This is a genomic window from Alteromonas sp. K632G (assembly GCF_017653625.1).
In the GTDB taxonomy this organism is placed as follows: Bacteria; Pseudomonadota; Gammaproteobacteria; order Enterobacterales; family Alteromonadaceae; genus Alteromonas; species Alteromonas naphthalenivorans.
This window is the reverse complement of sequence record NZ_JAGGDM010000024.1, coordinates 42190-57470: the sequence shown is the minus strand read 5'-3', so window position 1 is coordinate 57470 and position 15281 is coordinate 42190. Positions and strand designations below refer to the sequence as shown.

General features: G+C 44.2%; 12 protein-coding genes. 5 read left to right on the top strand and 7 right to left on the bottom strand.

All coding sequences use genetic code 11. The features are described 5' to 3' along the window. Positions 1-215, top strand: a 215-nt coding sequence (locus J5X92_RS19175; protein ID WP_208806324.1) for a hypothetical protein, incomplete at its 5' end; no start/stop codon positions are given. Here J5X92_RS19175 and cyoE read toward each other — a convergent pair. The 6 genes from cyoE to J5X92_RS19145 all read right to left on the bottom strand — a co-directional run bounded on the left by cyoE (position 194) and on the right by J5X92_RS19145 (position 5704). Further along, positions 194-1069, bottom strand: a complete 876-nt coding sequence (gene cyoE / locus J5X92_RS19170; protein ID WP_208806323.1) for a heme o synthase — start codon at positions 1067-1069, stop codon at positions 194-196. The two genes, J5X92_RS19175 and cyoE, sit on opposite strands and share 22 nt — an antisense overlap. 53 nt (positions 1070-1122) lie before the next feature. Then, entirely contained in the window at positions 1123-1515 is a 393-nt protein-coding gene (gene cyoD / locus J5X92_RS19165) for a cytochrome o ubiquinol oxidase subunit IV (protein WP_208806320.1), read from the bottom strand. Continuing rightward, positions 1515-2108, bottom strand: a complete 594-nt coding sequence (gene cyoC, locus J5X92_RS19160) for a cytochrome o ubiquinol oxidase subunit III (RefSeq protein ID WP_208806322.1) — start codon at positions 2106-2108, stop codon at positions 1515-1517. Before cyoC ends, cyoD begins: the two co-directional genes overlap by 1 nt. 29 nt (positions 2109-2137) lie before the next feature. Further along, positions 2138-4126, bottom strand: a complete 1989-nt coding sequence (cyoB, locus tag J5X92_RS19155; protein WP_208806319.1) for a cytochrome o ubiquinol oxidase subunit I — start codon at positions 4124-4126, stop codon at positions 2138-2140. Positions 4127-4128: 2 nt separating this feature from the next. After that, positions 4129-5070 carry a ubiquinol oxidase subunit II gene (cyoA, locus tag J5X92_RS19150; RefSeq protein WP_244361091.1) on the bottom strand — a complete coding sequence of 314 codons (942 nt, stop codon included), beginning with the start codon at positions 5068-5070 and terminating at the stop codon, positions 4129-4131. Positions 5071-5284: 214 nt separating this feature from the next. Next, positions 5285-5704, bottom strand: a complete 420-nt coding sequence (locus J5X92_RS19145; RefSeq protein ID WP_013783079.1) for a hypothetical protein — start codon at positions 5702-5704, stop codon at positions 5285-5287. 733 nt (positions 5705-6437) lie between these two features. Here J5X92_RS19145 and J5X92_RS19140 point away from each other — a divergent pair. From J5X92_RS19140 to J5X92_RS19130, 3 genes are all read left to right on the top strand, one after another. Continuing rightward, entirely contained in the window at positions 6438-7331 is an 894-nt protein-coding gene (locus tag J5X92_RS19140) for an SDR family NAD(P)-dependent oxidoreductase (RefSeq protein ID WP_013783080.1), read from the top strand. Positions 7332-7668: 337 nt separating this feature from the next. After that, positions 7669-10926 (top strand): hypothetical protein, encoded by a 3258-nt coding sequence (locus J5X92_RS19135; protein ID WP_013783081.1) that lies wholly within the window; start codon positions 7669-7671, stop codon positions 10924-10926. A 93-nt stretch (positions 10927-11019) separates the two neighbouring features. After that, positions 11020-13134 (top strand): TonB-dependent receptor, encoded by a 2115-nt coding sequence (locus J5X92_RS19130; protein WP_126871584.1) that lies wholly within the window; start codon positions 11020-11022, stop codon positions 13132-13134. Here J5X92_RS19130 and J5X92_RS19125 read toward each other — a convergent pair. Then, entirely contained in the window at positions 13117-13650 is a 534-nt protein-coding gene (locus J5X92_RS19125; RefSeq protein ID WP_013783083.1) for a PepSY-associated TM helix domain-containing protein, read from the bottom strand. The two genes, J5X92_RS19130 and J5X92_RS19125, sit on opposite strands and share 18 nt — an antisense overlap. A gap of 169 nt (positions 13651-13819) precedes the next feature. On the opposite strand from J5X92_RS19125, the gene J5X92_RS19120 reads away from it, so the two are divergent. Beyond that, positions 13820-15058 (top strand): endonuclease/exonuclease/phosphatase family protein, encoded by a 1239-nt coding sequence (locus J5X92_RS19120; protein ID WP_013783084.1) that lies wholly within the window; start codon positions 13820-13822, stop codon positions 15056-15058. Positions 15059-15281: the final 223 nt, after the last annotated feature.

Genomic DNA, 15281 nt, shown 5'->3' with positions numbered 1-15281 from the left:
TTTTACTTTTGGCGAAGCAAATTATAACTCTTTACCATGCTGCTCAAAAACCAATCACGAAAGATCAACACGCCTTAGTCACATCAGACGCGTTAAACCCGCTTGATGCGTATACCGTCAGTTTCCCCTTGGTGATCACACGATATGGGGGCCGAGTATTTACTGTAGACACCACCGGTCCCTATATAAATAATCAAAAAATAAACTGTGCCTGAGAGTGATAATCTACCGCCATAGCAATTGATAACGCAGTAATATTGACGATAGAGAACCCGAACACTTGTCGTGCCCAACCTTCAATATTGATATCGCGGCGATATCCTCGCAGTGCCATAATCAACCACCATAAGCTGGTGGAAAATGCGACTGCCAAAAAGCCCACACCCGTATAACCACTAATTGGCAACAGCAGCGTAACCATGGCATATACCGCAATGTATAATACGATGTGTTGCTTAGCTTTTGCGATGCCTTCTGCCACCGGCAATACCGGTATATTGGCAGCTTCATAATCTTTGAAACGGAAGATAGCGATGGCATAAGAATGGGGCATTTGCCATATACTGAACATCACTAGCAAAATCGCGGCGGCGGTGTCGAACTCAACGGTTACTGCACAGTAACCTACCACGGGCGGTACCGCGCCAGATAAGCTACCAACAAGGGTGCCATACACAGAGTTACGCTTCATGTATAAGCTATACACGCCTACGTAAACCACATAACCTAAGGCAGCGAAAAGCACTGCCGTAAGATTGGTGTAAAAAGCCAGTAAAGCGAAACCAGCAACCCCTAGCACTACACCGTGCCAGAAGGCTGCTTTCAACGACAATTCGCCGGTGACAGTCACCCTAGTGCTTGTTCGCTGCATTTTGGTGTCGATGTCGCTGTCTATGCAATTGTTAACTGCACATCCAGAAGCCACCACTAAAGACAAGCCAATCAAGGTCGCTACCATCAAAGGCCAGTCAACATCCCCGCGGGCGGCAAGTAAAAAACCACCTGCTACGGAAATTAAGTTGCCCATGATGATACCGGGCTTGGTGACCGATAAATAGCGTCGAAATATCGCGTTCATTTTACTGTTTACCTTGTTGCTTATGCATAATGAATAGCAATACGCTAATACATCATCATCGCGTTAGACTCGTAAATTATCCAAATAGATAGCCCTACTACCATGAAGATAATAAGAGCGCTGAATAAAAACGAAATGGTACTGGCTCTGCCGTCTTCAGTCACAAAGTTAAGGTGAAGAAAGTACTTCAGGTGAACCCAAATTTGTACAAGTGCGAAAACGACGATGCTCCACAGGGTAGTTACTTTTGAGAAGTCGCCTTCCATAACCATAACAAATGGAATAACCGTCAATATCACCGATAGCACAAAGCCAATAAGATAAGTTTTTACGCTGCCATGATCGGCAGCGTGATTGACTGAGTTTGCATTGTCATCGTTAGCACTATTTCCCGCTAAGGTACTAACGCCAAATTTATTAGTACGATGGCCTGTCATTACATTGCCCCCATTAAATAAACCACGGTGAATACGCAAATCCACACAATATCGAGGAAATGCCAGAACAAGCTTAAGCAACTCAGGCGCGTTACGGTTTTTTCAGGTAAGCCTCGGCTGGATACCTCGATGAACAAAATGGTCATCCAAATAAGCCCCGACGTAACATGAAGCCCGTGTAACCCTACTAGCGAGAAAAAGGCGGTAAGAAACGCACTTTCTTGAGGGCCATTGCCATGTACGATTAAGTGATGGAACTCATATACTTCCATGCCGATGAACGTCGCACCCAAAACCCAGGTGATAGCTAACCATGCTAACGCACCGCTTTTGTTTTGCTTGTGCGCACAAATCATGGCGAAGCCGAAGGTGATACTACTAACGAGCAGGGCAGCGGTTTCAACCGCCACAAAGTTAAGTTCGAAAATATCTTTACCTGACACCCCGCCAGCGGTGTTCATAAATAACACCGCATAAGTGGCAAAGAATGAAGCGAATAACAAACAGTCAGTCATTAGGTAAAGCCAAAAGCCGAATACCGTATTGTTTTCATGATGTTCGTGCTCATGTTCTTGTTGTATATCGTGAGCCATATCAGTCGCTATATCATTTTCTAGTGCGCTCATACAGACGCTCCTTTCGCATTGGCAGCTAAATGCGCTTGTTCAATTTTTTCAATCTCATCTACCTGAACGTAGTAATCAACATCAGAGGTGTAACAACGCTTAATAAATACACCTATTCCAGCAATAAGCCCAACAGCAGCTAACCACCAAATATGCCAAATAAGCGCAAAGCCCATTACCGTGAAGCTCATACTCATAAATACGCCAGCAGAGGTATTCTTCGGCATGTGAATAGGGGCGTATTTCTCTGGTTTTTGATAGGAATCGCCACGTTCTTTTGTGTCTGTCCATGCATCGATATCTTTGATGTGTGGAATATTGGCGAAGTTATAGAATTGAGGCGGAGATGCTGTAGACCATTCCAGTGTGTGTCCATTCCACGGATCGCCTGTGGTATCGTTAAGCTTGTCTTTGTTTTTAAAGCTTATGAACAACTGCAATAATTGGAAGAAAATACCAAGGGCAATAACAAATGCACCCACAGCCGCAATGTATAGCCACAAATTCCAATCAGGGTTATTGGTGTGGTTAAGCCTGCGGGTCATACCCAGGAAGCCCAGCACATACAAAGGCAAGAACGCCATCATGAAACCAATTTGCCAGCACCAAAAGGCGGCCTTACCGGTTCTTTCATCAAGCTTGAAGCCCATGGCTTTCGGGAACCAAAATGCAAACCCTGCCAAGTAACCAAATACTGCACCACCAATAATGGTGTTGTGGAAATGAGCAATCAAAAATAGACTGTTATGAAGTACATAGTCGGCGCCAGGAATGGCTAATAAAACACCTGTCATTCCGCCTATGGTAAAGGTCACCATAAAGCCCAATGCCCAAAGTACAGGCACGCTGAGTACCAATCGGCCACGGTACATGGTGAATAACCAGTTGAATAGTTTCACCCCTGTCGGCACGGCGATGACCATGGTCATAATACCGAAGAACGCATTTACATTGGCACTTGAGCCCATGGTAAAGAAGTGATGCAGCCATACCACAAAGCCTAAAATAGCAATTGCACCCGACGCATACACCATAGAGGTGTAACCAAATAAGCGCTTCGCTGTAAAGGTTGAAATAACTTCTGAGAAAATACCAAAAGCAGGTAGCACCAAAATGTAAACTTCAGGGTGGCCCCAGGCCCAGAATAAATTAATGTACATCATAGAGTTACCACCTGCTTCGTTAGTGAAGAAGTGGAAGTCTAGATAGCGGTCTAGTGTTAGCATGGCTAGCACTGCCGTAAGAATAGGGAACGACGCGGCAATAAGGATATTTGCCCACGTGCATGTCCACGTGAAAATTGGCATTTGCATCAATTTCATGCCCGGTGCACGCATCTTAAATACAGTCACTAAAAAGTTAACCGCAGTAAGTAGCGTGCCGAGCCCTGATATCTGCAAGGCCCATATGTAGTAGTCGACGCCAACCCCCGGGCTTAATTCAAGCCCCGCTATTGGCGGATAAGCTACCCAACCTGTTTTTGCAAATTCACCTATACCTAATGAAATATTAATGAGAATGGCGCCGCCAGCGGTAAGCCAAAAACTCAAATTATTCAAAAAGGGGTAGGCAACATCACGCGCACCAATTTGCAGCGGCAGCACAATGTTCATTAAACCAATCATAAATGGCATGGCCATAAAGATGATCATAATCACGCCGTGGGCGGTGAAAATTTGGTCGTAGTGTTCCGGTGGCAAATAGCCAGGCGCACCATTAGTCGCTACCGCAAGTTGGGTACGCATCATAATGGCGTCGGCAAAACCACGTAGTAACATCACCATAGCCAGCACAATGTACATAATGCCTAGATGTTTGTGATCCACAGACGTGATCCAGTCATTCCACAGTGTGCCCCACTGCTTGTATTTTGTAATGAGTAGCGCAATAGCAATACCCACTACAGCAATCACTGCCAACGTAACCATAATAATAGGTTCGTGGTAAGGCACTGACTCTATAGATAATTTACCTAAAAAAGACATAATTATTCGTTAACCTCTTCATGATGACCCTTGTGCATATCAGGCATAGCTTTTTTCATACCTGTAGCAGCGTTATTAGGCTTGCTGTAAAAATCCATTGAGCCGTGGTCTTTCATATATTTCATTAGTATTTCGTGGAATAACCCATCACTTACATCGCTGTAGTAGGTCACAGGGTGATTTTCGGTCGGTTCTGCGAGTTCTTTGTAAGTGCCAGAAGTTAATACTGTATCTTCTTGCTTAACCTTTTGTACCCAATCGTCGAAATCAGCTTCAGTAGGGGTGGCAATAGCATCGAATTTCATGCCCGAAAAACCAGCGCCACTGTAGTTGGATGAAATGCCTTTAAACGTACCAGGCTCATTTGCAATGAGGTGTAACTTGGTTTCCATTCCGGCCATTGAGTAGATTTGACTGCCCAATTGAGGAATGAAAAATGAGTTCATGGCGTTCTCAGAGGTAATTTTGAAGGCGATGGGTTTGTTAGCAGGAAAAACTAATTCGTTAACCGTAGCAATGCCTTGCTCTGGGTAGATGAATAGCCACTTCCAGTCTAAGGACACCACCTCTACAGTGAGATGCTCACCTTTGCCTTCGAGCGGCGCGTAGGGGTCTAACGCTTGCGTTGAACGCCAAGTAATAACGCCTAGCGCAATAATAATGAGTACCGGAACCGACCATACCAAGGCTTCAATTTTGGTAGAGTGGGCCCATTTCGGGGTGTAAATTTCAAAGTCGCGACTGGCGCGATATTTCCAAGCGAAATAAAGTGTTAGCACAATGACGGGGATCACAACAATGAGCATAAGAATGGTGCAAAGAATGATGAGATTCTTTTCATCCACACCTACTTGCCCTTTAGGATCGAGTACGCCGCCGCTGCAACCGGCCAGCATCAGCACGATTGTGGTAAAAGTTAATTTAAAGAGGTTACGAATAGACAAAAATATTTTTCCTATAACCCGTAAGTTCAAGGGAGTGCGGCAATTAGCCAGCGCAGATAAACAGCACCGACGAGCAGCAAAATAAGCAGCAAATAGAGCGTCGATATGTATATCGAAGACAATAGATAGCCGCTGTGCTTAATCCGCAAAGACAAGCACGCAATTTAGCGTTTTCGGGTAACGATTAGTGTTTACACATCGACATCAAAAACGGTTAGCTAAGAGTAGGAGGTGCTCGGCTACCAATTTTTTGAATAAAGGGATGAGGGTATTTGTGAAAAACGAATGGAACAGGTTGGTCATTGCCAACAAATTGAGCTCTAGCGGTGGCACAGGCATGAACTTGAAGGCCAACCAGCACCAATATTATGGTTGGAAGAGAAAACAGGGAAAGCGCTTGGTTAAAAGCCGCAATGAAAAAAGGCTCAATAACAATATTGTCGTGAAGTGCACTAACAAACTCGCCTGAATCGGCCATTGTGCCGCTGGCTATCAATGCTACGTTAAGCAGTAAGGCTGCGTTCGCAATCCATAGGAATACCCCTACACCCGTGGTGTAGCGTTGAAGCTTCTGCACAAATGCTGCGAAAGCAGGCTGCAGAAAAACATCAATGGAAGGGTATGGATTGGCCATGCTTACGTAAGAATCCTCGAAAATTGCAATTGCCTAGACTGAAATTGCCTAGATAATCGAATGAACTTGAGCCGTTATTTGAGCGTGGGAGAGTAATGATTAATTCTATTTATCACAAGGGGGAGCAGGACCACCTTATTAGAAGTCGTCTCAATATAAACTCTCTATTTTCCCTTGTGTTAACAAAAAATTAATTTTTTAAAGGTTGAGAGTGTAAATGCTATTTTTAGCTGAATACTTGATAAATTGGGCCTGTGCATTCTATTTGTATGCTTTGTTCACCGCTAAAGTCTCGTTTTGTTAATTTAATGTTTTATCTTTCTGCATGTTTTAGCTTTCACGAAGTAAGTTAGGATAACCGTTAAGTAAGCCGATTTTTGCGATGAGTAGAAGCACTCAATTTTGGCTTACAACCTAAATATTGATGAATATCAGTCATATTTAATTAAGACGTCATATTATTAAAATCATAAAACGCGCTATTTTTATTAGCCACACTAAAAAGCAGTAGCCTGTTTTCTCCATATTATTGATTTCATGAAGTATCTGAAATTAGCCAAATAAAGTATCTACCCTTACGTCATCAGACTAGTCTACTTGCTGAACAACTCACTATTTCATTATTTATGCTTCGCATTTCGATGGCCTTATATGCATTCGGCCATAGTGATGGCGGCAAACGGCAGTTGCAGCAATTAATTGAGCTGCAGGAATAAAGGCAACAGGAGAGCAGATGTCTCAGTCTAATGAATTTTCAGGTAAAACCGCGGTTATTTCTGGCGCAGCGGGTGGAATTGGCTTAGCCCTAAGTGAAGCATTAGCGGCGCAGGGAATGAATATTGTTATGGCCGATATAGATGCCGCAGCGCTTGCACAGTCTAGCGAAGACTTGCGCTCAAAAGGCTACAAGGTAATCACGTGTTCACTTGATGTCACCGATTATGCCCAATGGGAAGGTGTTGTAGCTGAAGCCAAAGAGGCATTTGGCAAAATCCATATGGTCATCAATAACGCAGGTGTGGGTGGTTCTCCTGGAAAAATTGAAGACTCTGAAGCTGAAACTTGGCGCTGGGTAATGGACGTGAATGTGATGGGCGTTTTGTATGGTGCTCAAGCTTGTGTTCCTGCCATTAAAGAACATGGTGAAGGGGGCTGGGTGTTAAACGTGGCATCGATGGCTGGCTTGATGGGTATGCCATACGCGGGCGCATACTGTGCCTCTAAGGCAGCAGTAGTATCTATGACTGAAAGCTGGATGCCAGAGCTAGAGCCATTTAATATCCACACGTCGGTGTTATGCCCTGCATTTGTAAAAACCCGTATTCATGAGTCTTATCGCAACAGACAAGAAAAATATGCGGTAGCCACAGAAAAGCGTATCGATAAAGAAAAACTAAAAGCAGGGGCCAAAGCGGCCACGATGGCGGTGGAGTCTGGTATTCCTGTATCTATGTTGGCAGAACGTGTGTTAGAAGCATTACGTTCAAAGCAAACTTATATTTATACCCACCCTAACTATCGCAAAGTAACTCGCGGCCGTGCTAAAGCTATCGACAACGGGTTTGTCGACGCTGAAAACAGTTCTGTAGTAGGGCATTTAATTAACGATGACATCGTCACTTTTTAATAAGATACATTTGCTTATTTTGAGCTACTTATTGTGAGCTGCTTATCAAGTGCTGCGCTTTTTATAAGCGCCGTACTTCTTAACCGTTATTTTAGCGGTTAAAAAAGCATAGCTATTACCCCTAAAACCAGACATACAAATCAAACATGCCAGCCATAATTTGGGGGGAGTATAAAAATTTTCCCTTACAATGCCTATCCACTGACGACCATTTTTTAACCTCTATATTCAGTGGTTGGTCGTGTGTTTATTGAAACTTTATAGGTTTGTTAGTAACTCTATATAGTGTTAATACCTATAATTCTAAATTCAAATAAACACTCTGTGGATAATAATAATGAAAAAGCTTCTTAAAGCTGCAGTAGCTGTATCTCTTGCACTCTCAAGCTCGACTGTTTTTGCAGAAAAACCTAACGACGACAAACCTATTTTTAGCAGTTCAACTTTTAAAGCCATGGAGCTGAGAAATATTGGCCCTGCTTATATGTCTGGCCGAATAGCAGATATTGCTATCGATCAAAATAACCCTTCAACATGGTATACCGCGGTAGGTTCTGGTGGCGTGTGGAAAACCACAAACGCAGGTAATACGTGGACGCCTATTTTCGATAAACAAGCGGTTTACTCTATTGGCGATGTGACTATTGCACCTAGTAACTCAAACATTATTTGGGTAGGTACTGGTGAGAACAACGGCGGGCGTCATATTAGCTTTGGTGACGGCGTATATAAGTCTGTAGATGGCGGTCAAACATGGAATAATGTGGGGCTAGAGAAGTCTGAACATATCTCTGACATTATTATTCACCCTACCAACCCTGATATTGTGTGGGTGTCTGCTCAAGGGCCGCTATGGTCTGGTGGCGGTGAACGCGGTCTTTACAAAACCACTGACGGTGGCGACACATGGAAGCAAGTACTCACGCCTGCTGACAAATGGACGGGCGTAACCTCCTTACTTATCGATCCGCGTAACCCAGATAAACTTTATGCAGCCACATGGGCTCGCCAACGTTCTATTGCCGTATATGTAGGGACTAACGAAGGGGCAGGCATTCATACGTCTGACGATGGCGGTGAAACCTGGACCGAACTTAAAACCGGTTTGCCAGAAGGTAACATGGGTAAAATAGGCATGGCGATATCACCTATGAACCCAGACGTGCTTTACGCCACTATCGAAACTGACAATCGCAAAGGCGGTTTCTATCGTTCAGCCGACCAAGGCGCAAGTTGGACCAAGGTCTCTGATGAAATAGGTGCAGGTACAGGCCCTCACTATTACCAAGAAATCTTTGCTGATCAACACCAGTTTGACCGTGTTTATATTGCCAGTAACTACAGCAAAGTGTCGGACGATGGCGGCAAAACATGGACGCCAATCAATACTAAGCGCAAGCACGTAGATGACCATGCTATGGCATTCCACCCGACTGATCCTGATTTTGTATTGATGGGATCAGATGGCGGCATTTATATGTCTCATGACAGAATGGCGAATTGGCGTTTTATGGCGAACTTGCCGTTAACGCAGTTTTATAAAGTGGCGCCGGATGATTCAAAACCCTTCTACATGATTTATGCGGGCGCACAAGATAACTCTACCCAAGGTGGGCCATCGCGCACAATGCGCGAAGAAGGTATTAAGAACAAAGATTGGTTCTTAACCCTAGGCGGCGATGGGCATCAGCCAGCGGTTGAGCCGGGCAACCCAGATATTATGTATTCTCAGTGGCAACAGGGTAACCTTACCCGCGTAGACATGACCACCAAAGAAGGGGTTTATGTTAAGCCGCAGCCATTACCGGGCGACCCTGCTGAGCGCTATAATTGGGATGCACCTATTAATGTGTCTAGCCACGACCCTGCTCGTATTTATTTTGCATCACAGCGCGTATGGCGTTCTGATAACCGTGGCGATAGCTGGACAGCCGTTTCTGGCGACCTTACCAAAAACGGAAACCGTATGCATATGCCTATGATGGGCAGAACGTGGTCGGTAGAAGCGGGCTGGGATTTGTACGCCATGACAGAATTCCACACCATTGCTAACTTCTCTGAAAGCCCAGTAGATGAAAACATTCTGTGGGCTGGTACCGACGATGGCATCATTCAAGTCACTACCAACGGCGGTGAGTCGTGGAAAAAGATTGAATTAGACGCTATTAAAGGTATTCCTGCTACCGCTTATGTAAATGATATCCGTGCTGATTTATACGATCCGAATACCGTATATGTTGCTCTAGACAACCATAAATATGGCGACTTCAAACCCTATTTGATCAAGTCGACGAACCTAGGTAAAAAGTGGACGTCACTTGCTGACGACCTACCTGCAAAACACCTTGTTTGGCGTATTGTGCAGGATCATGTGAACAAAGATTTGATGTTCATTGGTACTGAGTTTGGTGTTTTCTTTACGGTGAATGGCGGTAAAAAGTGGGTTGAACTTGATGGCGGTATACCAACCATTTCTACTCGCGATGTGAAAATTCAGCGCAGAGAAAACGACTTGGTGGCCGGTACATTTGGCCGTGGTATTTATATTCTAGATGATTACGCACCACTTCGCGCATTAACTGAAAAATCGATGCAACAAGACGCGCTTTTATTTGCGCCCAGCCGCCCAGTTAAATGGTTTAAGTTAGACACTAGGCACTCTGACTCGGACGGTGATGATCGCTTTGTAGCTGAAAACCCAGCACATGGCGCTACGTTAACCTATTTCTTAAAAGACAGTTTGTTAACCGCGAAGGGTAAGCGTCAAGAAGCTGAGAAAAAGCTACTTGAAGATGACAAATATCCTAAATACCCAAGTTGGGAAGCGATAGAAGCTGAACTTCAAGAGCCAGAACCTGCTGTTTATGTCGAGATTCGTGACAATGCGGGCGACGTAATAAATCGCGTATCGGGCAGCACCAAGAAAGGGCTTCACCGCATTACGTGGGATATGAAGTATTCGAATACTACGCCGCTTACTAAGAAAGACAGCAAAAATAACGGCTTAATGGCATTGCCGGGAACCTATAGTGCGACGTTATTTAAGCGTGAAGGTGCAACAGTTACTCAATTAGCTGAGCCTGTTCAGTTTACGTTGGAATCTATCTATGAAGGTGCGCTTGAAGGGGCATCTGCTGAAGAAATTACAACTTATGGGAACGCCTTAACTAAAGCGCAGAAACGTGCAATGTCTTCAACCACTGTGCTTAAACAGGTAAAAGACACTATGGCGTTGCTTCGTGTGGCAATTGACCGCACACCAAGTAATGTAACCCAATTTGAAGCACAATTTGCGAGTATTCAAAGTGAAATAAACGATATTAATAAAGCGTTTACTGGCTTAGAGTCGCGCAATCGCAAAGGGATTAAACCGGCTAATATTATGAGCCGTTTGCGCTATGCACGTTCGGCATTAAATTCATCTTATGGGCCGACTCAACAGCATAAAGACCAACTTGGTTACGCTGAAGATGAATTAAGCCAAGTAATTGCGCGTATTAAAACGTTGCATGAAACCACGCTGCCTGCGCTTCAGCAAGCGGTGGTGAATGAAGGTGGTCCGTGGACCGCTGGCATTCCGGTTATTGCAAACTAACGGGCGTTAGTGCAAACAGATGCGGCAGCGTTACGCTGCCGCGTTTTTTATTTTCACCCTTCTTTTTTAGCTTTACTACCGTAGCAAGACCCAATGAAAAGCCTGTCGTATTCTTTCTGTTTTTTATCTTCCGCTAAGTTTTCGCGTTTTGGATTAGCCCCTTTTAGACTATTGTTAACCGTTTCTTTTTTAGCCGTCCCCGTTTTTTGTGCCAGTGCTACTGATGCTCAAGGCGCTGATAGTGAAGGTGTTGATGCTGAAGGGGCTAACAATGCAAGCTCCAACGATATTAGCGCTAAGGAAGTCGAGCGGTACACTGTCACCGCAGAGCGCGCCTATTACAATCAAACCTTAAACAGCATCTTCCCCCAATATACTTACGATAAATCGAATCTTGTGGGTAGCCCCCACATTAATGACATTTTGCTCCAATCGCCTTCAGTTAACTTAAATGGGCAAGGTGGGCAAATTCAAAATATCAATATTAGGGGCTTTTCTCGCTGGCGAATACAAACCTTGCTTGATGGCGTACCTATTGTGAGTGATCGCCGCGCAGGGGCGAGTGTTGGGTTTGTTCCTCCCTCATTTATTCAAGGTGTTGCCGTCATTCCTGGCGCTGCCTCTACCTATTTAGGTTCGGGCGCTATAGGTGGCGCTGTGGATTTGTTACTACCGTACAACACTAAATCTAACCTTCAAATAGGGTGGAGCAGTAACCAGCAGGCACAAGACTACAGTTATGCCGATTATGCAGGCAATACCGACTGGAACCTGTCGTATCGTAAAGGCAATAACGGCTCTGACGCACAAGGCAATACCCTGTTCGATAAGTTTGAACAAACCGCCTTGTTTTTAAGGCATCGGCCGGATAATGGTGTGCTGAAAGAAGCCTGGACGTTGTATTCAGACAACCGTGATATCGGTAAATCCAGTAGCGACTTTCCAGAAGATAGAGTAACAACCTACCCAGAAAATACGCACTGGCTAGGCAAAATGACGTTTGCATTCTCTAATATATTTAGCAGCCTTTGGTGGCACCAATCCACATTGGACACCCACATTTTAAGACCCGAGGATCGGATAAACGAAAGTGAAAGCGAGGCGTTAGACTTCGGATTTGATGTTGGCAGTAACGCACGTATCAATAACTGGCAGGTAAACTGGCAAGTTCAGTTGTTGGGACGGGAGGGGGTAACTATTGATGAAAGGGAGCTTACCTTGGTTTCCTCTGCTAGTGGCTCGCTTGTAGGTGAATCTCTTTTAAATGAGACATTAAGCTCGACCGGCTCATCTTTTATCTCTGAATTAGCTTACGAGCTTCGTACATTGGATGCCAGTGAAACCACAATTGCCGGTATTGCTGATGCAACACGCTCTTTTGGTGATACCTCGCTAGCGTTTGGAGGTAGGTTAGATTGGCAGCAACAGTCTAACAATGCTGTCGATATTGAAAATGCTAACATCAGCGGTTTTATTGGCGCTAGCCATATACTTTCGCCGCAATGGACGGCTAGTGTTTACTTATCTAGCGCCTTTAGGAATCCGTCATTAACTGAACGCTATTTCTCCGGTGAAACCCCTCGGGGTACCGTGTTAGGTGATGTCGATTTAGACACAGAGCAGGCCACAAATATACAGGCTTCGTTATCGTATAACAGCAACGGCTTAACAGCTTCAGTTGAAGTGTTTCGGCAGAAAATCAACCACTATATTGAGCGTACTACGGTATCTGAAGATGTTCAGGTTTACAGTAATTTAGACAGTGCGACCATTCAAGGCATAAGCTATCAGCTAGATTGGCAACAGTCACAAGCTGCAAATAGATCGCAAAATAACACACCCGATCAAGGATATTGGTTCGCGCAGTTAAATGGCGCGTGGATTGAGGGCGAAGATAATATAGGTAGCGCTATTGCTGATATTCCGCCACATAGTCAGCGACTAACATTAGGGTATGAGCTAGAGGATGTACGGCTATTTTCAACGCTTGTTTATCGCGCCAGCAAGCGGGATATTGGCGATGGTGAAAAAGAACTCGATAATGTAACGACATTAGATATTGGCGCGGCTTGGCAATTCAACCAACGTACTTCACTGCAAGCTAGCTGGCGTAATCTTACTAATCAGCAATATTATGTAAGCGCCGACGACAAAGCGGCATTTGCGCAAGGTGAAAGTGTACAGCTAGCGTTAACCTTTTTGCTGTGAACGATAGTAACGTTTTCGATATTTACTCTTTAATGTAGTAAATAACATCACTAAGCCCGTCAGCCATAAAATGAATAGCAAAATGGCGGCGGGCAAGAATAGCCATAACTTTGCGCCTTCAAAAAACCAGCTGCCATCGTGAATAGCTTCAATGGTATCGGTACGCCGATAAGCAACCTGCAGCACTTCGCCATTGGTTGCATTCAACTGTACTTCCCAATGATTCTTTCCGCGTACTTTTATAATGCCTTTGTCGGGCCTAACGTCTAAACGGTCGATGTCGCTCCAACTGTTTAATTCGGCTTCAGGGACGAGCTGAATTGCCTCAATAATACTATCGAAACTAATAGATGGGGCGTTACCAGCGGCTTTTTGGGTAGGCGGTTGTAGCCAGTCGAACTCTTTTTTTACCTGCAACAAAAGACCACTGCCAATCACAACAACGACAGGAATAAAAATGGCCAAAGAGAGCCACAAGTGAAAATTGCGGCTTGTTTTACGCAGGTTAATCGACATGCACTTACTACCTAAAAATGGACACTCACTATACTGCATCTAATTTAGCGAGTAAAAAATGTGAGCCCATACTAAGATTTCAAGCGACGAATAAATGGGTTAAAACCGCTTGGTAATCACCGTAATATTGATAGTCTTATAGAAAGTAGAATAACCACTGAGCAAACTCATGAAATACAGGCTTCTTGTATCACTATTTACCTTGCTGTCGTCTACCTTGCTGCCAACTGCCCTAAACGCCGAAGCACTTGAATCCCCAGAACCGCTTGAAATACATAAAGGGCTTCAAACAATAAAAGTAGCCACGTTTAATGTGAGCATGGAGTCGACTAACTACAAAGCGCTTGGGTTAGCGCCTAGTGCGAAGGTTTTACAGAAGGTGCTATCTAATGGTGAGAATTCGCAAGTTAAGAATATTGCTGAAATAATTCAACGTGTTAACCCCGACATTCTGTTACTCAATGAGTTTGATTATATCGCCGACCAGTCGGTAGGTATTGATTACTTTATAAAGCATTACCTGAATGTATCTCAGGGGGGGCAAAAAGCGGTGGATTATGGCTATGTTTATACAAATACCGTCAACACTGGTGAGCCGACCAATTTTGATTTAGACAATAATGGCAAAAAAGAACAATTCGGCGGTGATGCTTATGGATACGGCTTATACCCAGGCCAATATGGCATGGTGGTATTGTCTAAGTACCCGATTGAACAGGCGAATGCGCGCACTTTTCAAACCTTCAAATGGCAAGATATGCCTAATGCACAACAGCCGATTTTACCTGCTGCCAGTACTGATGAAAAGGGAACGCCTTGGTATTCAAAAGAAGAGTGGCAAGCCTTTCGCCTAAGTTCTAAATCTCACTGGGATATTCCGGTAAATGTGAACGGAAAAATAGTGCACATATTGGCTATGCACCCCACACCGCCAAATTTCGACGGCGCTGAAGACAGAAATGGTACGCGCAATCACGATGAAATTCGTCTAATGGCAGATTACTTAACACCTGAACGTGGTGGCTATATTTATGACGATGCTGGCGAGCAGGTTAGCTTAAAAGAGAACGACCGGTTCGTATTAGTTGGCGATTTTAATGCCGCTGATATTGGCGATAAACACAGACCTGATGTGATAGAGCAATTAACCGAAAGCCCGTTGGTGAACAATCGCCTTATTCCAACAAGTGCTGGTGGCGCAGCAGCCTCAAGCGAAGCCTTCAGTAGCCGTTTCACTGCCTATTGGGGGGCAAGAGCCGATTATGTACTGCCTTCACAGTATGGCTTTGACGTAAAAGACGCTGGCGTATTTTGGCCTACCAAAGACAGTGACTTGTATAGGTTAGTTAATGACAGACAAGCAAGTTCTGACCACAGAATGGTTTGGGTCACGCTTTTAGTAAAATGAATCTGCTGAAGTTTGGTTTTATAAGTTCCTGTATATATATGATTTAACTAATCTTTTTAACGTTACGGTTCAAGAATATTTCACCAAAAATTCATAAATGTTCAGCCCTTACTTCATAGGTTTTCTCTATTGTTTTCACGAACAATAGGTTAAATCTATAACACAAAAGGAAAAGGCTTTATGAAGATACAGTGGCGAACGCTAATCTTTTTTACCCCGCTTT

What these genes read in the sequence shown, in the direction of transcription:
- cyoD (WP_208806320.1), bottom strand. Translation starts at nt 1,515, where the DNA reads ATGACAGGCCATCGTACTAATAAATTTGGCGTTAGTACCTTAGCGGGA.
- cyoC (WP_208806322.1), bottom strand. Translation starts at nt 2,108, where the DNA reads ATGGCTCACGATATACAACAAGAACATGAGCACGAACATCATGAAAAC.
- cyoB (WP_208806319.1), bottom strand. Translation starts at nt 4,126, where the DNA reads ATGTCTTTTTTAGGTAAATTATCTATAGAGTCAGTGCCTTACCACGAA.
- J5X92_RS19145 (WP_013783079.1), bottom strand. Translation starts at nt 5,704, where the DNA reads ATGGCCAATCCATACCCTTCCATTGATGTTTTTCTGCAGCCTGCTTTC.
- J5X92_RS19140 (WP_013783080.1), top strand. Translation starts at nt 6,438, where the DNA reads ATGTCTCAGTCTAATGAATTTTCAGGTAAAACCGCGGTTATTTCTGGC.
- J5X92_RS19135 (WP_013783081.1), top strand. Translation starts at nt 7,669, where the DNA reads ATGAAAAAGCTTCTTAAAGCTGCAGTAGCTGTATCTCTTGCACTCTCA.
- J5X92_RS19130 (WP_126871584.1), top strand. Translation starts at nt 11,020, where the DNA reads ATGAAAAGCCTGTCGTATTCTTTCTGTTTTTTATCTTCCGCTAAGTTT.
- J5X92_RS19125 (WP_013783083.1), bottom strand. Translation starts at nt 13,650, where the DNA reads ATGTCGATTAACCTGCGTAAAACAAGCCGCAATTTTCACTTGTGGCTC.
- J5X92_RS19120 (WP_013783084.1), top strand. Translation starts at nt 13,820, where the DNA reads ATGAAATACAGGCTTCTTGTATCACTATTTACCTTGCTGTCGTCTACC.